Source organism: Phenylobacterium sp. (genome assembly GCF_030697925.1).
Classification (GTDB): domain Bacteria; phylum Pseudomonadota; class Alphaproteobacteria; order Caulobacterales; family Caulobacteraceae; genus Phenylobacterium.
The window spans coordinates 1-18,161 of sequence record NZ_JAUYOJ010000124.1 but is presented as its reverse complement, the minus strand read 5'-3'; the positions used below and the strand labels follow the sequence as shown (position 1 = coordinate 18,161).

18 protein-coding genes are annotated in these 18,161 nt (G+C 69.4%); 5 read left to right on the top strand and 13 right to left on the bottom strand.

The features are described from left to right. Both Q8Q88_RS11385 and pgi read right to left on the bottom strand, forming a co-directional pair. The coding region (locus Q8Q88_RS11385) for an SDR family NAD(P)-dependent oxidoreductase (RefSeq protein ID WP_305675304.1) at positions 1 to 160 on the bottom strand (160 nt) is incomplete at its 3' end. Between the two features lie 14 nt (positions 161 to 174). Next, positions 175 to 1,785 (bottom strand): glucose-6-phosphate isomerase, encoded by a 1,611-nt coding sequence (pgi, locus tag Q8Q88_RS11380; RefSeq protein ID WP_305675303.1) that lies wholly within the window; start codon positions 1,783 to 1,785, stop codon positions 175 to 177. Between the two features lie 104 nt (positions 1,786 to 1,889). Between pgi and Q8Q88_RS11375 the strand changes: the two genes are divergently transcribed. After that, positions 1,890 to 2,336, top strand: coding sequence for a hypothetical protein (locus tag Q8Q88_RS11375; RefSeq protein ID WP_305675302.1), 447 nt, complete (start codon positions 1,890 to 1,892; stop codon positions 2,334 to 2,336). A gap of 30 nt (positions 2,337 to 2,366) precedes the next feature. Here Q8Q88_RS11375 and Q8Q88_RS11370 read toward each other — a convergent pair whose 3' ends face one another. The 3 genes from Q8Q88_RS11370 to Q8Q88_RS11360 form a co-directional block, all read right to left on the bottom strand. After that, positions 2,367 to 4,496, bottom strand: a complete 2,130-nt coding sequence (locus Q8Q88_RS11370; protein WP_305675301.1) for a protein-disulfide reductase DsbD — start codon at positions 4,494 to 4,496, stop codon at positions 2,367 to 2,369. A 69-nt stretch (positions 4,497 to 4,565) separates the two neighbouring features. Beyond that, positions 4,566 to 4,850 (bottom strand): hypothetical protein, encoded by a 285-nt coding sequence (locus Q8Q88_RS11365; RefSeq protein WP_305675300.1) that lies wholly within the window; start codon positions 4,848 to 4,850, stop codon positions 4,566 to 4,568. Positions 4,851 to 4,913: 63 nt separating this feature from the next. Beyond that, the gene (locus Q8Q88_RS11360) at positions 4,914 to 5,474 is read right to left on the bottom strand and encodes a GNAT family N-acetyltransferase (protein ID WP_305675299.1); all 561 of its coding nucleotides are present in this window, start codon (positions 5,472 to 5,474) and stop codon (positions 4,914 to 4,916) included. Between the two features lie 129 nt (positions 5,475 to 5,603). Between Q8Q88_RS11360 and Q8Q88_RS11355 the strand changes: the two genes are divergently transcribed. Next, on the top strand, positions 5,604 to 5,996 hold the full coding sequence (locus tag Q8Q88_RS11355; protein WP_305675298.1) for an acyl dehydratase: 393 nt from the start codon (positions 5,604 to 5,606) through the stop codon (positions 5,994 to 5,996). 60 nt (positions 5,997 to 6,056) lie between these two features. On the opposite strand, the gene Q8Q88_RS11350 is transcribed toward Q8Q88_RS11355, so the two are convergent. After that, positions 6,057 to 6,851, bottom strand: coding sequence for a SapC family protein (locus Q8Q88_RS11350; RefSeq protein WP_305675297.1), 795 nt, complete (start codon positions 6,849 to 6,851; stop codon positions 6,057 to 6,059). 201 nt (positions 6,852 to 7,052) lie between these two features. Between Q8Q88_RS11350 and Q8Q88_RS11345 the strand changes: the two genes are divergently transcribed. Both Q8Q88_RS11345 and Q8Q88_RS11340 read left to right on the top strand, forming a co-directional pair. Beyond that, positions 7,053 to 7,934, top strand: coding sequence for a MaoC/PaaZ C-terminal domain-containing protein (locus Q8Q88_RS11345; RefSeq protein ID WP_305675296.1), 882 nt, complete (start codon positions 7,053 to 7,055; stop codon positions 7,932 to 7,934). Between the two features lie 183 nt (positions 7,935 to 8,117). Beyond that, positions 8,118 to 8,921: a phosphatase PAP2 family protein gene (locus Q8Q88_RS11340; RefSeq protein WP_305675295.1), complete on the top strand. Its 804-nt coding sequence runs from the start codon at positions 8,118 to 8,120 to the stop codon at positions 8,919 to 8,921. On the opposite strand, the gene Q8Q88_RS11335 is transcribed toward Q8Q88_RS11340, so the two are convergent. The 5 genes from Q8Q88_RS11335 to Q8Q88_RS11315 all read right to left on the bottom strand — a co-directional run bounded on the left by Q8Q88_RS11335 (position 8,918) and on the right by Q8Q88_RS11315 (position 15,366). Next, the gene (locus Q8Q88_RS11335; protein ID WP_305675294.1) at positions 8,918 to 9,454 is read right to left on the bottom strand and encodes a GNAT family N-acetyltransferase; all 537 of its coding nucleotides are present in this window, start codon (positions 9,452 to 9,454) and stop codon (positions 8,918 to 8,920) included. The two genes, Q8Q88_RS11340 and Q8Q88_RS11335, sit on opposite strands and share 4 nt — an antisense overlap. Continuing rightward, complete coding sequence (locus tag Q8Q88_RS11330) at positions 9,451 to 9,981, bottom strand: GNAT family N-acetyltransferase (protein WP_305675293.1); 531 nt, start codon at positions 9,979 to 9,981, stop codon at positions 9,451 to 9,453. Before Q8Q88_RS11330 ends, Q8Q88_RS11335 begins: the two co-directional genes overlap by 4 nt. 12 nt (positions 9,982 to 9,993) lie before the next feature. Then, a complete protein-coding gene (aguB, locus tag Q8Q88_RS11325; RefSeq protein WP_305675292.1) occupies positions 9,994 to 10,872 on the bottom strand; it encodes an N-carbamoylputrescine amidase in 879 nt (292 codons plus the stop codon). Continuing rightward, positions 10,872 to 11,879, bottom strand: coding sequence for an agmatine deiminase family protein (locus Q8Q88_RS11320; RefSeq protein ID WP_305675291.1), 1,008 nt, complete (start codon positions 11,877 to 11,879; stop codon positions 10,872 to 10,874). The genes aguB and Q8Q88_RS11320 overlap by 1 nt, the downstream gene beginning before the upstream one ends. A 127-nt stretch (positions 11,880 to 12,006) precedes the next feature. Beyond that, a complete protein-coding gene (locus Q8Q88_RS11315) occupies positions 12,007 to 15,366 on the bottom strand; it encodes a TonB-dependent receptor domain-containing protein (protein ID WP_305675290.1) in 3,360 nt (1,119 codons plus the stop codon). Between the two features lie 203 nt (positions 15,367 to 15,569). On the opposite strand from Q8Q88_RS11315, the gene Q8Q88_RS11310 reads away from it, so the two are divergent. Continuing rightward, positions 15,570 to 17,126, top strand: a complete 1,557-nt coding sequence (locus Q8Q88_RS11310) for a glycosyltransferase family 39 protein (RefSeq protein WP_305675289.1) — start codon at positions 15,570 to 15,572, stop codon at positions 17,124 to 17,126. Here Q8Q88_RS11310 and msrA read toward each other — a convergent pair. After that, positions 17,095 to 17,697, bottom strand: a complete 603-nt coding sequence (msrA, locus tag Q8Q88_RS11305; protein ID WP_371129849.1) for a peptide-methionine (S)-S-oxide reductase MsrA — start codon at positions 17,695 to 17,697, stop codon at positions 17,095 to 17,097. The genes Q8Q88_RS11310 and msrA overlap by 32 nt on opposite strands. 244 nt (positions 17,698 to 17,941) lie before the next feature. Continuing rightward, positions 17,942 to 18,161: CoA-transferase (locus Q8Q88_RS11300; protein WP_305675287.1), on the bottom strand; the 220-nt coding region annotated here is incomplete at its 5' end.

Sequence of the window (18,161 nt, the reverse complement as noted above, 5' to 3'; positions counted from 1 at the left end):
GGCATTCCTGCAGGTCGGCGACGGCGGCCTTCAGCGGCGCCTCCTCGATGTCGGCCAGCATGATGTTCATGCCAGCCTCCCCCAGGGCGTAGGCCATGGCCAGCCCCAGGCCGCTTGCACCGCCGGTGATGAAGGCGGTCTTCCCTTTGAGGTCTTGCACGAGGCGCTCCTGGCTCAGGATTTCAGACGGGCGACGAGGCTCGCCGTAGATGGATCGTGCGCTCCCGGCGCGCCGCCTTCCAGCTCCTTGAGGACGGCCACGGCCAGGCTCTTGCCCAGCTCCACCCCCCACTGGTCGAAGGAGTTGACGCCCCAGAGCACGCCCTCGACGAAGGTCTTGTGCTCGTAGAGGGCCAGCAGCGCGCCGAGGCTGTGAGGGGTGAGTGCGTCCAGCAGGATGAAGCTTGAGGGGCGGTCGCCATGGAAGGTCTTCTGCGGAGCCAACTCGTCGATGGCGGCTCGCGACAGTCCCTGGGCCGTGAGCTCCGCGCGGACGACGGCCTCGGGCTTGCCGACCATCAGCGCCTCGGCCTGGGCGATGGCGTTGGCCAGCAGCTTGGCCTGGGAGGCGGCCTCGCCCTCGGAGCGCTGGCGGACGGCCAGGATGTCGATGGGGATGATGTCGGTCCCCTGGTGCATCATCTGGAAGAAGGCGTGCTGCACATTGGTGCCGGCGTCGCCGAACACCGTGGTCGAGGTCCCGCGCGCCACGGCCCGGCCGCGGGCGTCGACCTGCTTGCCGTTCGACTCCATCTCCAGCTGCTGCAGGAAGGTGGGCAACAGGTGCAGCCGCTGCGCGTAGGGTACGACGGCGCGGACCGGCCGGCCCAGGCCGTTGCGGTTGAAGATGTGGGCCAGAGCCAGCAGCACCGGGGCGTTCACCTGGAGCGGCGCGGTCTGGAAATGGCGATCCATCGCGTGAGCGCCGTCCAGCAGGCCCTCGAAGACCTCCCAGCCGAGCGCGATGGCGCAGGAGAGCCCCACCGAGGACCAGACTGAATAGCGCCCGCCCACCCAATCTCCGAAGCCGAACACCTGGTCGTCGGGCACGCCGAAGGCGGCGGTCTCGCTGGGTGCGGCGGAGACCGCGATCAGGTGACCATCGCCGGCCTTGCCCAGGGCGTCGCGCAGCCAGGCGCGGGCGATCTGCGCATTGGTGAGGGTCTCGAGCGTGGTGAAGGTCTTGGAGACCACCACCACCAGGGTCTCGGCGGGATCGAAGCCGGCGAGGGCCAGGGCCATGTCGGCCGGGTCCACATTGGCCACGAAGCGCAGATCGATGGCGGGATCCACCGGCCGCAGGGCGTCCCAGACCAGGCGCGGCCCGAAGTCGGAGCCGCCGATGCCGATATGGACGATGGACCTGAACCGCTGGCCGGTGGCGCCGAGCTTGGCGCCTGAGTTCACCGCGCCCGCGAAGGTGCGCATGGCGGCGCGGACCGCGTCGATCCCGGCCGAGACCGGCTCGCCGTCGGCCTTGAAGTCGGCGCCCGCCGGCGCGCGCAGGGCCATATGCAGGGCCGCGCGGCCCTCCGAGGGATTGACCACGGCGCCGGCGAAATGCCGATCGCGCGCCGCCTCGATCCCGCCGGCGCGGGCGAGGTCCAGGGCGACGTCCCGGTCGGCCAGCGACCAGGGCTGCTTGGAGAGATCGAGATAGAGGCCGGCGGCCTCCAGCGACAGGGCCGCGACCCGGTCGGGCTCGGCGGAAAACAGGCTATCGATGCGGCGGTCGCGGGCGGCGTGGGCGGCGGCTTCCAACTTGGACCAGGCGGCTTTGAGCATGCGGCTAAGTTCGGCCCTCTTGCGGCGGTAGCAACGCGTTTACCCTGCGGGCGTAGCAAAAGCCTCCCGCCCTGTCTTTCGCCATTCGCTCTTGAGGGATCGCCATGTCCTGCGACGTCGCCACCGCCATCGCCGTGCTCTGGCTCGCCGCCGCCCCGGCCCCGGCGGGCGCGGGGATCAGCCCGCCGCCGCCGCCGCCCGGCGTCTCGGTGGCCCGCGAGCCGCTGTTCGCCGACATCGTCGCCCGAGCCGGGGCGCTCAAGACCGCGGTGGAGGCCTTCAAGAGCGCGCCGCCGACGCCGGCCTTCAAGCAAGGAATCACCGAGCTGGCCGCCCTGAACATGCAGGGCCACCTGGAGCTCGCCAAGCGGGGCACCGACGGCGATCTCAAGTGCATTCTCAAGGGGATCGCCGAGGACCTGCCGCTGAAACTGAAGGCGCTGGAGACCGCGGCCACCGACAAGGACCGCCTGCAAGCCGTCCAGGACCTGGGCTACCTGCTCAACGACAATGTCGAGGTCATCACCACCCCACCGGAGGGGCAGGTCTAGGGCGCGCGGTCGCCAGGGTCGTTTTCCAGGTCAGCGGTCCTGGGCGTCCTTCAAGGCGCGGACGACCAAGCCCTCGGTCAGGATCTGCGGCAGGATGACGCCGTCGCCGCCCTTGGCGCCATAGACCAGATAGAGCGGCACGCCGGCCCGGCCATGCTTGGCGAGCTCAGCGGCGATCTCGGCGTCCTTCCGGGTCCAGTCGGCCTTCAGATAGACAGCGCCGGTCTCCTTGAAGGCGTCGGCGACCCCCTGGGTGGAGAAGGCGATCTTCTCATTGACCTGGCAGGTGACGCACCAAGCCGCGGTGAAGTTGACGAACACCGGCTTGCCGGTCGCCCGCGCCGCGGCGAGCTTCTCGGGGTTGTAGGCTTCGTAGGGGACCGAGGCGCTCGCGCCGGACGCCGCATCGGCCGTGGCGGTCGGCGCCGCGGCATAGTTCGGCCAGACGGCGGCCAGGGTCGCGGTGATTGCCAGCATCGCGCCGACCCCAGCCAGAACCAGGGGCTTGCCGCCCTGGGCGCTGCGGCGCTGGGCCACGCCCAGCAGCCAGACGGCGAGCGCCAGCACCACGGCGGCGGCGAAAATCCGGGCCAGGGCGGTGTCGCCGGCCTGGACCGCCAGCACCCAGGCGAGCCAAGCGGCGGTCCCGTACATTGGGAAGGCCATCAGCTTCTTGAAGCCCTCCATCCACGGGCCAGGCTTGGGCAGGCGCGAGAGCAGGCCGGGCATGAAGGCTGCGAGCGCGAAGGGCGCTGCGAAGCCGAGGCCCAGGGCCAGGAAGATGGTCAGGGCGGCCGGCGCGCTCTGGGTGAGCGCCCAGCCGAGGGCGGGCGCCATGAAGGGCGCGGTGCAGGGGGCGGCCACCACCACCGCCAGGGCGCCGGTGAAGAAGGCTCCGGCCAGGCCCTGGCGGCTGGCCAGGCCGGAGCCCGCGCCCTGCAGCGAGGTCCCGACCTCGAACACGCCGGAGAGATTGAGCGCCACCGCCAGCATGAGCAGGGCCAGGCCGGCCACCACCGGAGGCGACTGCAGCTGGAAGCCCCAGCCCACCGCCGCCCCGCCGGCGCGCACCGCGATCAGCACGCCGGCCAGGACCAGGAACGTCGTCAGCACGCCGGCCAGGAAGGCGATCCCCTGCGCCTGGGCCGCGCGGCGGTCGTGGGCGTGGCCGGCCAGGGAGGCGGCCTTCATGGCCAGGATCGGGAAGACGCAGGGCATCAGGTTGAGGATCAGTCCGCCCAGGAAGGCGAAGGCGGCCGCCAGCGGCAGGCCGAGCGCCGCGCCGTCGCCGGACGCCTTGGCCGGCGCGCCCAGGCCCGAGGCGCCGGCCGGCAGGGCGCCCGCCTTGGCCGCGATCTCATAGGCCTTGCCGCCCAGGCTGAGCACGCCGGCCATCGCCTGGGGTCCCGCGCCCTCCTGGAAGGCGTAGCCCGGGGTCAGGGTCAGGGTCAGGCCATCGGGACCGCGCTCGATCGCCTGGGGCTTGGCGTGATCGATGACCGTGGAGCCGAATGGGAAGAAATAGGCGTCGGACAGGTCGGCGTCCTTCAGAGCGGCGCCGGTGATCGCCAGGGTGAGATTGGCGCCCTGTTTGGCGAAGGCCGCGTCGAGCCCGGCCGGGGCGGGCGCCTCGGCCAGGCTCCTGGCGATCGCCGCGCCCCACTTCGGATCAGGCTTGGCCAGGCCGTCGGCCACCGGCAGGGTGAGGCTCAGGACCGCGTCCTCCGGGACGCAGATCTCCTCGCACACCAGGAAGGCGGCGGCGGCCTTGAGGGTCACGGTCTCGCCCGGCCTGGCGCTGGCCGGGACCGTGATCGGCACGGGCAGCAAGACCTCGTCGTGATAGCCGTAGTTCATCAGCGGGCCGGTGGGCTGGCGCTGGGGGGCCGGCCAGACGATGTCGCCGGCGGTCCAGCCGACGGGCAGGGTCCAGACCACCTTGGTGGCCTCGCCGCTGTCGCCGGAATTGCGCCAATAGGTGTGCCAGCCCTTGTCGATCTTCTGGCGCACGGCGACGTAGGTGGTCGCGCCTGGCGTCACCGTGGCGTCGCGGGCCACCAGCTCGGCGATCAGGTGGCCGGTGTCCACCGGCTGGGCCATGGCCGGGAAGGCCGCCAGCACGGCCAGCGCCACCACCACTCTCGCGAAGAAACGCGTCATCCACTCATCCCGACAAGCTGTGCAGGCTATATGGCCCGGCGCGGGCCATCCGCAAAGCTAGGCGGCGCCTCACAGCGTGATCCAGCGCCTTGGCCACTTCCAGCCGAGGGGGCGGACCTCGCCGGGCTTCAGCGCCAGGGAGCGGACCGTCTGGGCGGAGAGCTCGCTGACCACGTGGACCGGCTCCAGTCCCCCGACAGGGCTGCCGGCCACGCCGCCGATCAGCATGGCCCTATCGATGGCGGTCCACTCGGCCTTGTTGCGGTCCTCGTGGCCGACGGCGAAGAAATGGCGCAGGGGCGCAGGCTCCCCGACCAGCTCCACCATCACCCCGATCATCCAGCCGCTCGCCATGGCGGGGTCCTAACACGCCTCCGGCGCCGTGGAGACGGCGATTTCATCCATGGGGGCAAGATCTCAGGGTCGCGCCCGGCGGTCCCAGTCGGCTCGAGTCAGGGCGTATTCCACATCGCCGTGCTCGGCGCCGGCGATCACCTCCGGCCAGTCGTCGAAGAAGGTGCGCACATAGGTCAGGCCGACCTTCTCCATCACCCGGCGCGAGGCGAGGTTGACGCTCATGGTCAGGGCGAAGACCCGCTCGAGGCCGAACTCGGCGAACGCCTTCTCCAGCATCAGGGCCGCGCCCTCGGTGGCGTAGCCTTGGCCCCAGGCCGCGCGGCGCAGCCGGTAGCCCAGCTCCGCCTCGTCCGGCCCGCGCGCCGGATCGGGCCGTAGTGAGAACCAGCCGACGAAGTCGCCGCTCGCCTTCTCGATCGCCGCCCAGACCCAGCAGTCCAGGCGCCCGCGCCCGGCCATCATATGCGGCAAGTTCCCCGCATAGACCTCCCGCGGCGTGGGCTTGCCGCCGGTCAGGAAGATCATGACCTCGGGATCGGCGTCGAGCTCGACCAGGTGCTCCAGGTCCTCGGCCGTGAAGGGCCTTAGGAGCAGCCGTTCGGTCGCCAGGACATTCGCCATCGCCATCCCTATCTTAGACATCAGGATGGGGCGGCCTATGCTTGCGGCCAAGTGTTGCGCGGCCACACTCGACTTGTCGCGTCCACCCGCCATCATCGGCGAATCAGCGTTTATCCGGAGTGTCAGGCCATGCCCGCGTCATTCGACGATATCGAGATGGGTCAGGTGGTGTCGCTGGGCGAGATCCCGGTCGACGCCGGCGCCTTGGACGCCTTCATCGCCGCCTTCGCGCCGGGCTGGCCCGCCGAGCGCGGCGCGCCCGACGCCATGGTCTATGCGATCTGGTGCCGGCTGGACTCCGCCTCGGCCATGGAGTGGCCGCAGACCAAGCGCCTGGGGGTCGACGCCCTGCGCTGGGCGCGCAATCCGCCGGCCGGCGAACTGCTGCGCGGCCGCATGACGGTGATGGGCAAGGATCCGGTCGGCGACGGCAAGGGCATCGTCATCGCCCAGCACGACTTGCTGGACGAGGCCGGCCGCCTGGTCTTCTCGTGCCTGACCCGCAGCGTGTTCTCGCGGTAGAGCAAACAGAAACGGCGGGCCTCGCGGCCCGCCGTCCCGATTGTCGGTTCGCCTGAGGCTTTAGGCGTTGGCGGCCTGGGGCTGGGCGTTGAGGCGGGCGGTGGCCAGCGCGATCAGGCGGTCCCAGCCGACCAGCGAGTTCAGGTGGCAGTAGATCTGGCCCAGCGCGCCGTTGTCGCGCAGCTCGATGAATTTCTCGGCCGGCAGGGCGTTGAGCTTGGTCTCCGAGACGCCGAAATACTCGGCGACCTTCTGGGGTTCGCCGGCGGTGCCGTCCGGATTGGTCGGGGTGAAGTTGGCGGTCTTCAGCTCGAACAGGTCCAGGTCCTTGAGGATCTGGACGAAGCTCGCCGTGCGCTGACGCTCGGCCTCATAGTCGTTGCAGAACTGGATGCAGCCCTGGGTGTATTCGCTGGGCTGGCCCTTGTCGTCGAAGAAGGCCATGTCGCCGCCCTCGACGATGAACTCGGCGGCGCGGTCGATGCAGAGGATCATCTGGCCGGCGGCGCTGTCATTGGCGAACACGAACGGGTAGCGGCGGATATAGGCCGGGATGTAGACGCCGGGCTCGAACATGCCGTCGTCCTGCAGGAACATGTTGGTCCCCGGGTTCAGGCCCATGACCTGGAGCGGGATCTTCTCGTCGCCGACGAAGATGATCGGACCGCAGACCGCGCCCAGGCTGAACTCGGTGACGGTGATCGGAACGGCGTGGCCTTCGCGGGCGAACTTGAAGGGCCCGTCCATGCGCTTGACACCGAGGCTCTTGTGCAGGTCGACGGAGAGCGGCTCCGGCTTGGAGTAGAACAGCACATTGCCGGAAATCTGGCCCGAGCCGGTTTGGGTGGTCGCCATTGCTGAGATGATCCTGGGCGATTGAAGTTGGAACGTCGGCGAACCGTTCGAGGGCCCGTTCCGACAAGGTCGCCGCTTCTACCCGATGCATGACGGGGCGGCAAATGGGCTCGCGCGCTGCTTGCCTCCGCGGGGCCGAACGGCTTCAATCCGCCGCATATCGAAACGCCGCCAAGGCGACATACCGGAGGATATATTTTCATGGCGATTTTTTATCCCGACATTCTCGACCAGAAGACCGCCCCGCGGACCTTCAGCTACGGCGACAAGGACGTGATGCTGTACGCGCTGGGCGTCGGCCTGGGCCAGGACCCCATGAACGAGACGGAGCTCGGCTTCGTCTATGAGAAGAACCTCAAGGTCATCCCGACAGCGGCCACGGTGCTGGCCTCGAGCCTGCGCGGCGCGGCGGGCCCGGCGCCGGAGATGCCCGCCGGCCATCGTCCCAGCCAGATCAATTTCCTCATGGTCGTCCACGGCGAGCAGAAGGTGGAGCTGCACAAGCCGCTTTCCGCCAGCGGGACCTACACCGCCCAGGGGCGCACCGTCGGCGCCTACGACAAGGGCGAGGGCAAGGGCGCGGTGATCTACAACGAGACCGTCTGGACCGATGACAAGGGCGAGAAGGTCGCCACCCTGACCGGCTCCACCTTCGCGCGCGGCGACGGCGGCTTCGGCGGCCCCTCGGAGGGCGCGCCCGAGCCGCACACGGTGCCGACCCGCGCGCCGGACCTGTCGGTGGACTTCACCACCCGCGAGGACCAGGCCCTGCTCTACCGCCTGAACGGCGACCGTAACCCGCTGCACTCCGATCCGGACGTCGCCAAGCGGGCGGGCTTCCCGCGGCCGATCCTGCACGGTCTGTGCACCTACGGCATCACCTGCCGCGCCGTGCTGCAGGCGATCACCGACTTCGACCCCGACCAGATCCTCAGCCACCAGGCGCGGTTCTCGGCCCCGGTCTTCCCGGGCGACACCATCACCGTCGACCTCTGGAAGGATGGCAAGAACATTTCCTTCGAGGCCCGCGTGAAGGAACGCGGCGCCACGGTGATCAAGAACGGCCTGACCGTCCTGCGCTGACCTTTTCCTCCCCCATTGATGGGGGAGGGGGACCGCCCGCAGGGTGGTGGAGGGGGCGGGACCGGGCGCGGCGCGTGAGGCCGCCCCCTCCACCAGCTTCGCTGGTCCCCCTCCCCCGTTCCCGTTGGTCACGTGGGAGGAAGAGCCGTTCCCAATTTCCGGGAGCCGTTCTAGAGAGAATCCATGTTCCGCACACCCACGATCCTCGCCGGCGCGACCCTGGCGGTCGCCCTCGCCGCCTGTTCCAGCCTGACGCCTGCGCCCACGCCGGCCGCCGTCGCGCCGGTGGGCGAGAGCCTGGTCTCCCATCCCCTCCCGACCAACCTCACCGGCTATCTCGCCGCTGGGGCCATCGACGGCGCCGCCCTGCTGGGCCCGCCGCCGGCCCCCGACAGCCTGCGCGGCCAGGCCGATCGTGCGCGTTATCTGGAGACCCGGTCCCTGGAGGGCAGCCCTCGCTGGAAGCAGGCCATCGTCGACAACGACCTATGGGGCGGCGGAGCACTGAAGCAGTACGCCTGCAAGATGGGCGTTGTCCTGGACGCCAAGCATACCCCGGCCACCCTGCGGGTGCTGGAGCGGGTCGAGCTGGACGTCCGCACCGTCAGCAAGCCGGCCAAGGACCACTACAACCGTCTGCGCCCGATGGTCGGCGACGACCGGGCGGTCTGCGTGCCGCGCGAAGACTGGATGAAGACCAACGCCGGCTATCCCTCCGGCCACGCGATGACCGGCTGGGCCTGGGCGCTGATCCTGGCCGAGCTCATGCCCGCCAAGACCGACGGCCTGCTGGCGGTCGGCAAGTCGGTGGGCGACAGCCGCGCCATCTGCGGCGTGCACTATCCCAGCGACATCGAGGCCGGCCGGACCCTGAGCTCGGCCATGGTGGCGACCCTGCACGGCGACCCGGCCTTCCAGGCCGACCTGCGCAGGGCCCGCGCCGAGATCGCCCGCGCCAAGACCGCACCGCAGGACTGCGGCGTCTAAGGCTTCTGGGCCACGTAGACCATCGAATGGCGCAGCGGCCCGCCCTCGGGCTGGTCGGGATAGTCGAAGTCCAGGTCGGGGCGCCGGGTCATGCCCAGCCGCCGCATCACCGCCTGGGACCGGAGGTTGCCCGGATTGGTGAAGGCCCAGATCTCGGGAAAGCCCAGCCGGCTGAAGCCGTCGGCGATGGCGGCGGCGGCGGCTTCGGTGGCGTAGCCCTCGCCCCAGGCGTGACGGACCAGCCGCCAGCCCATCTCCGGGACCCCGGCGATCGGCAGGGTGTGGAAGGCCGGCATGATCCCGCTCCAGCCCAGGAAGGCGCCGTCAGCCTTGCGCTCCACCAGGAAACGGCCGTGGCCATTGGCCTCCCAGCTCGCCTCGACGCGGTCGACACGGGCGTCGGCCTCGGCGCGGGTGAGTGTCCCGCCCAGCCACTCCATCACCTCGGTGTCGGCGCAGATGGCGGCGAAGGCGTCGCGGTCCCCGGGCCCGTCCCAGCGGCGCAGCATCAGGCGCTCGGTCTCCAGCCTCATCGCCGCGCCACGTAGACCACGTGGCGGCGCAGGGGGTGGTCCTCCGCCAGCCTTGGGTGGTCGAAGTCGCGGGCGGGATCGGCGACCATGCCGATCCGCGCCATCACCGCCTGGGACCTGAGGTTGGTCGCCGCGGTGAAGGCGATGATCTCGGCGACGTCGATATGGGCGAGGCCCCAGTCGAGGGCAGCCCTTGCGCCTTCGGTGGCGAGGCCCCCGCCCCAGGCGTCGGGGATCAGCCGCCAGCCCATCTCGACGGCCGGGCCGACCGGCAGGGCGTCCGCCTTGACCGTGGAAAGCCCGATCATGCCCACCAGCCGTCCGTCGGCCTTGCGCTCGGCCGCCCAGAGGCCCCATCCATGTTCGTCGATATGGGCGTTGATGCGGTCCAGAGTGGCGTCGCTGGCCGCCCGGTCGCTGGTCCCGCCCAGCCACTCGCCCACCCGTGGGTCGCCGTTCATGGCGGCGAAGGCGTCGCGGTCCACCTCGCGGAAGCGGCGCAGGATGAGGCGGGGCGTTTCAAGCATGCCCCGATTTGATCAGGCCGGACGCGGCGCCGTCAACGCGCCGTAGAGGTCCGTGCGGCGGTCGCGGAAGAAGCCCCAGGCGGCGCGGTGGGCGGCCAGGAAGTCGAGGTCGAAGCTGGCCTGGACCAGGCCCTCGTCGTCGCGCCCCAGGGCCGAGACCAGGTCGCCGCGATGGTCGGCGATGAAGGAGCTGCCATAGAAGGCTTGGCCGCCGCCCGGATAGTCGTCCCAGGGCTCGAAGCCGATGCGGTTGGCGCCCACCACCGGGATGACGTTGGAGACCGCGTGGCCCTGCATGGCGCGCCGCCAGGGGGCGGCGGTGTCCAGGGTGGCGTCGTGCGGCTCCGAGCCGATGGCGGTGGGATAGAACAGCACCTCGGCGCCCATGAGCGCCATGGCCCGCGCCGCTTCCGGGTACCACTGGTCCCAGCAGATGCCGACGCCCAGGCGCCCGAAACGGGTGTCCCAGACCTTGAAGCCGGTGTCGCCCGGCCGGAAATAGTACTTCTCCATATAGCCCGGGCCGTCGGGGATATGGCTCTTGCGGTAGACGCCCATCAGCGAGCCGTCGGCGTCGACCATGACGAGGCTGTTGAAATAGTGCGGCCCCTCGCGCTCGAAGATCGAGATCGGCAGCACCACCCCCAGCTCGGCGGCGAGCGGCGCCAGCGCGGTGACGCAGGGATGCTCCCGCCACGGATGTGCCTCCGCGAACCAGCGCTCCTCCTGGGCCACGCAGAAATAGGGGCCCTGGAACAGCTCGGACGGCAAGATCACCTGGGCGCCGTTCGCCGCGGCCTGGCGGATGAAGTCCTGGGTCTTGGCGATATTGGCGGCGAGGTCCGTCCCGTAGGCGGTCTGGATCGCGGCGACATTGATCGTGCGGGCCATCAGGCGGGCTCCTGCTGGGTGATGCAGTGGAACGATCCGCCGCCGGTCAGGATGGCGTTGGACGGCAGGCCGATGACCTCGCGATCGGGAAACACGCTCTTCAGGGCCTCCAGGGCGAACTCCGCCGCGCGGCCCGGCTTGTAGGTGGGCATGACCACCGCCCCGTTGGCGATGATGAAGTTCATGTGGCTGGCCGGGGCCGCCCCGCCCTCGTGGCTCTCGATCCAGCCGGGCGAAGGTATGCGGACCACCTGCAGCGGGCGGCCGTCAGCATCGGTCATGCTGGCCAGGCGGCGCGCGGCGTCGTCATAGGCCTCGCCGTTCACGTCGCCCCGGCCGAAGGCCACGGGGCAGACCACCACCCCCGGCGCGACGAAGCGCGCCAGGTTGTCCACATGGCCGTCGGTATGGTCGTTGGCCAGGCCCTCGCCCAGCCACAGCACCTTGCGCGCGCCCAGCGCCTGGGCGAAGGCGGTCTCGGCGGCGGCTTGCGTCCAGCCGGGATTGCGGTTGGGATTGAGCACGCACTGGCCGGTGGTCAGCACCGTGCCGATCCCGTCGTGGTCGACGGCGCCGCCCTCCAGGATGAAGTCGTGCTCCGTGAGCGGAACGCCGGAGGCCACGGCGATCTGGCCGGCCACCTCGTCGTCGTGCTCCAGCTCGTAGCTGCCGCCCCAGCCGTTGAAGCGAAAGCCGCGGGCGGTGTCGCCGTCCGGCCCCTTGGCGAAGATCGGGCCGGTGTCGCGCAGCCAGATATCGCCGAACCGTCCCGGCACGATCTCGACGCCCGCTACATCGCCCAGCAGGCGGCGGGCCTCGGCCTCGCCGGCCGGCGAACCGGTCATCAGGCGCACGCGCTCGGCGCCGGGACCGGCCAGGGCGCGGGCCAAGGCGGCCACCTCGGCCTGGGCCTGGGGCAGGTCCTCCTCCCACAGCTCCGCATGGCTGGGGAAACCCAGCCACATGGCGCGGTGGCGAGCCCATTCGGCGGGGACGAGCACGGTCATGGTCTTCCTACGGCTATCGGACGCGCGCAGATGGGCGGAGCGGGCGCGCACGTCAAGCACGGCATAAGAAAAGGGCGGCCGCATCGCTGCGGCCGCCCCATGTTGTCACAGCCCTTCGGCCGGCGGATCAGAACTGGTAGCGAAGGCCAACCTGGATGGTCCAGAGCGAGCGACCGTTGTTGTCGATGTTCTCGCGCAGGGAGTTGGCGTCGAAGCTCTGATAGCGATAGCGCGGGCAGCTCGGGTCGCCCGTCGCCACGGCCGTGCCGGCCGAGTTGGCGCAGGAGACGCGGACCACGGTGTTCACGTCGCTGTACTCCTCGACGATGCCCCATTCGTCGTTCAGCAGGTTCAGGACGTTCTGGATGTCGAGGACGATCTTGAACTTGTGACCCTTGATCAGCGAGGGCAGCTCCTGGCTGAGGTGCAGGTCCACGAGATCGATCGGATCGTTCTCGTAGAAGCCCTTGGGCACGATCTGGTTTTGCGGCAGGTCGAACTGGTTCACCAGCTTGATGAAATTGTCGCGCGTCGCCGTATCGGCGAACCGCACCAGGCCGTAGTCGAGGCCCGAAGCGCCGCCGTTGCCGCTCATGTCGGGAACATAGAGCAGGTGGTTGTTGCCGCGGTTCACGCCGAAGACAGAGCTCCGCCCGCTAGCGACGTCGCCCATCACGAAGCTGGTGCTGCGCCCCGTCCGACGTTCGGCGAACAGACTGACCGCGGTTTCCAGGTCCCCGAAGAACTTGCGGGAATAGTCCGCCTGGAACTTGAAGCTGTGCTGGATCTCTTCGTACGAGGTCCCGTAGGCGGGCTCGTTGGGATCATGGCCCGCCGGCGACTGGTAGCTGGAGCTCTGGGTGGAGCTGAAGCGCAGCGAGGACGCGAAGTCGTCGATGTCCTGGTAGGCGTAGCTGCCGGTCAGGTCGAGGCCGAAGTCGAAGGACTTGCGCAGCGAAACGGCGGCGACCAGGCCACGTCCCTTGTCGGTGTTCACCAACACCAGGTCCCGGGCCGAACCCAGGTTGGCGGAGGTGATGCCGGCCGCGGCCCGCTGGGTGGCGGAGCCGCCGACGCCATCGTAGCGGATGCGGCCGTCGGGGGTGAACTGGCCGACCCCGTTCACGACGAGCTGCTGGGCGCGGAAGTCGCGAACATACAGGCCGTCATTGACCTTGGTGGCCACCACGTCGAGGCCGACCTGCCAGCCGTCCCACAGGTCGTACTGGGCGTTGAGGAACAGCTTCCAGTCGGAGGGGAACTTGAAGCCCGGCATGAAGGCGGCGACTTCGGTGGTGGGCGAGGCCGAGGCTCCCCCCTGGAAGGCGCTGACCGAGCCCGGGATGTTGTAGAAGGTCGTAGCGTCAGCGAGCGCCAGGTTGAGCGCGGTCGCGCCGATGGTCGAGTTGAAGCCCGGCGTGTTGGTGGTTTCGATGAAGGCGCCGGTCGCCGTGCGCTGGATATCAACGCCCGAGGTCAGGAAGCCCGCGCCGCCGCCGTACGGATTGGAGGCCAGAACGTCCGGCACGCCGCCCGAGAAGAGCCCCAGACCGCCGGAGACCTTCAGCCGCTCCGAAGCGTCCCACCGGAACGAAACGCGCGGCATCAGCACCGTGCGTCCCTCATAGGTCGTCTGGTTCGAGAACCCGTTGCGCGCCAGGAAGTTGGGGTTCAGCGGCGGCGGGTCGTCGTTGGTGTACCAGTCGTAGCGAACGCCGGCGGTGATCTGCAGTTCCGGCGTGATGTCCAGGGTGTCCTGGGCGAAGACCGAGTTCAGGCGATATTCCAGGGCCGCGGCGGCATCCGTGGTCGTCCGGCCGCCGATGGCGTCGGTGTAGCGCAGGCGGTTGGCCCGTCCGGCGGCGAAGTCGGCGATGGAGTCGAAGTAGTACTGACCGTCCTGGGTCGGGATGAAGATGTTGAAGATCTTCTGCTTCTGGGTGGTGAAGCCCGCCTTGAACAGGTGGTCGCCGAACGAGTACTCGCCCTTGAAGTTGATGGTCAGGTTGTCGGTCGCCAGCTCGTTGGCGTGACGGAACTCGTCTGGGCCGAAGCGCAGGATCGACGGGTTGGACTGGCCGGGAATGTCGCAGGTGGTGGCCGAGCCGCCGCTGGTCGGCGCCAGGCAGACCTGGACGTCGGAGAAGTCCTGGCCCGAGGGCGGGTTCTGCCGGCGCTCGTAGTCGCGGTAGGTGACGCGGAGCTGGGTCGAGAAGTTGGGCGTCCAGTCGGAATTCAGTTCACCAACATAGGAGTAGTCTTCCTCGCCGGTCAGATACCATTGCGAGTCCAGGCCGGCGGTGGAGGTGTTGATGTTGGTGCGCTGCACGACCTCCGACAGGGCGTAGCGCGCGGTCAGCGACAGGCGGTGCTGGTCGGTGATGTTGGCGTCGAGCTTGAGGGTGTATTTCTCGTCGAGGATCGGCTTGGTGCGCGGGACGCCGCCGGGATCGAAGTCGGTCGCATAGTTGCTGTTGAAGATGCCGACGACGTTGTCGATCGTGGCCTGGGTGACGCCGCGGACAGAGTTGGCGAAGCCGGCGCCCTCCGGCCCCGTGGTCGTCAGGTCGCTGGACTCGTAATACTCGTAGGAGGCGGCGAAGAAGACGCGGTCCTTCCAGATCGGGCCCGACAGGAAGGCGCCATAGTTGGTCTGGCTCACCTGCGACGGAATATCCACGCCGCGGATCGAGCGGCCGATCATGCCGTCATTGAGGTAGTTGGTGAACAGGGTCCCGTGGAAGCTGTTGCCGCCAGACTTGAGCACCGCGTCGAGCGCGCCGCCAGAGAAGTCGCCGTTCTCCACGTCGATCGGCACGGCGTCGACGGTGAACTGTTCGACCGCGTCCAGCGAGATCGGACCGCGACGGGTCGGCAGGCCGCCCACGTTGAGGCCGAAGTCGTCCTGCGCCTGGGCGCCGTCGATGGTGACACGGTTGTTGCGGGGGTTGGAGCCGGCGATGGAGATGCCGCCGTCGCCACGGGAGTTCTGGGTGACGAGCGCGCTGCGGCGGGCCAGATCGCGAATGTCGCGGGTCACCGACACCACCGACTCCACGTCGGCCGCGTCGAGCACGGTCTTGATCGCGTTGTTGTTGGCGGTCGGATCGACGACGCCGGTCACGACCAACTCGCCGACTTCCGGCTCGAAGCTGACGTCAAGGCGAGAGGTCTGGGCGAGGGTGGTGTAGACGCCGGTCACCGTCTTCGAACCCGTGGCCGGGGAATTCACGGTGACGTCGTAGGGACCGCCGACCCGCAGGCCGCGCGCGTCATAGGTGCCGTTCGTGTCCGACACCGTCGTCGAACGCGTGCCCGACGGCACGTGAACGATGCTTACCGCGGCGCCGGCGACCAGTTCGCCATTGGCGTCCGTGATCTGACCGCGCATCGCGCCGGTCGTTTCTTGCGCGTAGACCGCGCTGGACATGGCGCATACGAGCGCCGTCAGAGCCGCGCCGCTGGCGAGCCTGGTCATCATTCTCATTGAGATCCCCTCATCCACAGAGATGGGGTAGAGCTGCCCCGCCCCCCCGTCTTGAACGGTCGTATAGCGCGGAATTTGTCGGTGTGGGTGACGGATTTGTTACGGTGACGCTTCCTGACATGACACTCGCTCGGAAAGGTGGCGCCTGTCGCTCTACAGACACGCTGCCGCGCGCAACCTTCCCGCCGCTCCAGGAGACCTCGGTGGCCCGCAACGCTTTGTCCGACCACGGATTCAACGCCGAATGGCGGGCCGTCCTGCTGATCACGGCAGCCATGACCGCCGTGCGCCTGGCGGCGCTGTTTGCGACCCCCTTGGAGCTCTATCCTGACGAGGCCCAGTATTGGCTTTGGTCGCGGACCCTGGACTGGGGCTATTTCTCCAAACCGCCGATGGTCGCCTGGACCATCTGGACCACCACGGCGCTCGGGGGTGATTCCGAGGCTTGGGTGCGGCTGGCCTCGCCGCTCTTCCACGCCGGGACCACGCTCTGCGTCTATGCGGTGGGGCGGAAGCTATATGGTCCGAATGCGGCCCTGGCTGGGGCGGCGCTCTACCTGCTGATGCCCGGCGTGCAGCTCTCGTCGCTGATCGCCTCGACCGACGCGCCGCTGCTGTTCTTCATCGGCCTGGCCCTCGTAGCCTATGTGAACCTAGCCGGGGCGGAGGGACGGAGGCGCCTGCTGTTGGCGCTGGCCTTCGGCGCGGCGGTGGGCCTGGCCTTCCTGGCCAAGTACGCGGCGGTCTATGTCCTGATCGCGCTCGTCCTGCACCTGGCCCTTTCCAAGCAGGCCCGCGCCGCCTGGTCCCTGGGCGCCGCGGCGGCGGCCCTGGCGGCCTTCCTGCTGGTGCTCGCGCCCAATGTCGCCTGGAACGCCGCCCACGGATTCGCCACCGTCCAGCACACGGCCGCCAACGCCGCCTGGGGCGGGCGCAAGCTGTTCAACTTCGCCGAGCTCGGCGACTTCCTGGTCTCGCAGTTCGGGGTGTTCGGGCCGATTCCGTTCGCGGTGCTGGTCGGCGGCGCGGTGCTGCTGGCCTGGCGCCGGCGGCTGACGGAGGCCGACTTGCTGCTGCTCTGTTTCGCCATCCCGCCCTTCCTGATCGTCACCGGCCAGTCGTTCATCAGCCGGGCCAACGCGAACTGGTCCGGGGCCGGCTATGTGGCGGCCTCGATCCTCGTCGGGGCCTGGCTGGTGCGCTGGCGCGCGCGCGGCTGGCTGATCGCCGCCATCGGCTTCCAGGCGGTCGCCGCCGTGCTGTTCCTGGCCTGCGTGCTCAACCCGCCCTTCGCCGACAAGGTGGGCCTGGCCAATTCCTTCAAGCGCGCCAAGGGCTGGGAGCAGGTCACCGAGAAGATGGTCGAGCGCGCCCTGCGCGAGGGGCCGGGCGAGCTCTCGGCCATCGCGGTCAACGACCGGTTCCTGTTCAACGCCGCGGCCTATTACGGGCGGGATTTCTTCGCCCTGCCCGGCCAGCCGCCGCTGGTCATGTGGCTGCGCGAGGCCCACCCGCAGAACCAGGCCGAGACCACCGCCCCGCTGACGGCGCGGGTCGGCCGGCGGGTCCTGGCGGTCAGCCTGGAGCAGGTCTATCGCGACGAGATGGCCGGTGACTTCATGGCCGTCCATGACCGCGAGATCGTCAGCGTGCGGCTGGACAAGAAACGCCGGCGGCGGGCGGAACTCTTCTTCGGCGAAGGCTTCGCCCCCCGCCCGCGCGACCCGGTCAGCGGTAGGCCGATCCCCATACGGCCTTGAGCGCCCGGTCGCGACCGCAGCCGATCCGGTAGCGGTTGTAGGCGACCGGGTTCTTCTTGGCATAGTCCTGGTGATAGGCCTCGGCCGGCCAGAAGGTCGACTTGCGCAGCACCTTGGTCGCCACCGATTTGCCCAGAGTCTTGGCCACCTGCGCCTTGACCTCTAGGGCCGTGGCGCGTTCGGCCTCGGTCGAGACGAACACCGCGGTGGTGTAGGCGTGGCCGCGGTCGCAAATCTGCCCGCCGGAATCGATCGGGTCGATATTGTGGAAGAAGCCGTCCACCAGCTGCGCATAGCTGATCTTGGCGGGGTCGTAGGTGACCTTCACCGCCTCCAGATGGCCTTCGTGGTTCCGATAGTCCGGGTTGCGCACGGCGCCGCCGGAATAGCCGGAGACCGCCTCGGTCACGCCGGGCATGCCCTCCATGGCCTTCTCGACGGACCAGAAGCAGCCGCCGGCGAAGACGGCGGTCTGGAGCGGGCCGGCGGCCCAGGCGGGCGCGCTGAGCGGGGCGGCGGCCGAGAGGCCGAAGACGGCGGCCAGGGCCGCGGCGGTCAGGGTCGGTTTCATAGGTCTGAGCATCTCACCAAGCACCGGCGGGGCAAACCGCCGTTTCGCCGATGAGATACGGATAGATCGCCGAAGCGGATGCCCTCTCGGCTGTCATCCCGGTTTGCGAAGCAACACCGGGATGACAGCCGGGGTGGGCGGAAGATGGAGCGGCCGCGCCATGGCCCGGGCGATCAGGTGTCTATGGGTCCCGGATAGCCGCTGCGCGGGTTCCGGGATGACACGTGGGTAAGAACGGCGTCGCCTACAGCGCGACGGCGAAAGCGGCTTCGGTCTTGGCCTTGACCTCGTCGAGGGTGACGCCGTCGGCCAGGGCCGTGAGTGTCAGGGGCGACTTGCCGCGGCTGATGTCGAACACGCCCAGATCGGTGATCAGCAGATCGACCACGCCAGCCCCGGTCAGCGGCAGGGTGCAGGCCTTGAGCAGCTTGGGCGCGCCGGACTTCTCCACATGGTCCATGACC

Bases quoted from the DNA above. Each gene is read 5' to 3' on its own strand.
- Q8Q88_RS11350 (WP_305675297.1), bottom strand. From the start codon at position 6,851: ATGGCGACCACCCAAACCGGCTCGGGCCAGATTTCCGGCAATGTGCTG.
- aguB (WP_305675292.1), bottom strand. From the start codon at position 10,872: ATGGCCCGCACGATCAATGTCGCCGCGATCCAGACCGCCTACGGGACG.
- Q8Q88_RS11355 (WP_305675298.1), top strand. From the start codon at position 5,604: ATGCCCGCGTCATTCGACGATATCGAGATGGGTCAGGTGGTGTCGCTG.
- Q8Q88_RS11335 (WP_305675294.1), bottom strand. From the start codon at position 9,454: ATGAGGCTGGAGACCGAGCGCCTGATGCTGCGCCGCTGGGACGGGCCC.
- Q8Q88_RS11360 (WP_305675299.1), bottom strand. From the start codon at position 5,474: ATGGCGAATGTCCTGGCGACCGAACGGCTGCTCCTAAGGCCCTTCACG.
- Q8Q88_RS11365 (WP_305675300.1), bottom strand. From the start codon at position 4,850: ATGGCGAGCGGCTGGATGATCGGGGTGATGGTGGAGCTGGTCGGGGAG.
- Q8Q88_RS11320 (WP_305675291.1), bottom strand. From the start codon at position 11,879: ATGACCGTGCTCGTCCCCGCCGAATGGGCTCGCCACCGCGCCATGTGG.
- Q8Q88_RS11375 (WP_305675302.1), top strand. From the start codon at position 1,890: ATGTCCTGCGACGTCGCCACCGCCATCGCCGTGCTCTGGCTCGCCGCC.
- msrA (WP_371129849.1), bottom strand. From the start codon at position 17,697: ATGAAACCGACCCTGACCGCCGCGGCCCTGGCCGCCGTCTTCGGCCTC.
- Q8Q88_RS11340 (WP_305675295.1), top strand. From the start codon at position 8,118: ATGTTCCGCACACCCACGATCCTCGCCGGCGCGACCCTGGCGGTCGCC.
- Q8Q88_RS11315 (WP_305675290.1), bottom strand. From the start codon at position 15,366: ATGAGAATGATGACCAGGCTCGCCAGCGGCGCGGCTCTGACGGCGCTC.
- Q8Q88_RS11330 (WP_305675293.1), bottom strand. From the start codon at position 9,981: ATGCTTGAAACGCCCCGCCTCATCCTGCGCCGCTTCCGCGAGGTGGAC.
- Q8Q88_RS11370 (WP_305675301.1), bottom strand. From the start codon at position 4,496: ATGACGCGTTTCTTCGCGAGAGTGGTGGTGGCGCTGGCCGTGCTGGCG.
- pgi (WP_305675303.1), bottom strand. From the start codon at position 1,785: ATGCTCAAAGCCGCCTGGTCCAAGTTGGAAGCCGCCGCCCACGCCGCC.
- Q8Q88_RS11345 (WP_305675296.1), top strand. From the start codon at position 7,053: ATGGCGATTTTTTATCCCGACATTCTCGACCAGAAGACCGCCCCGCGG.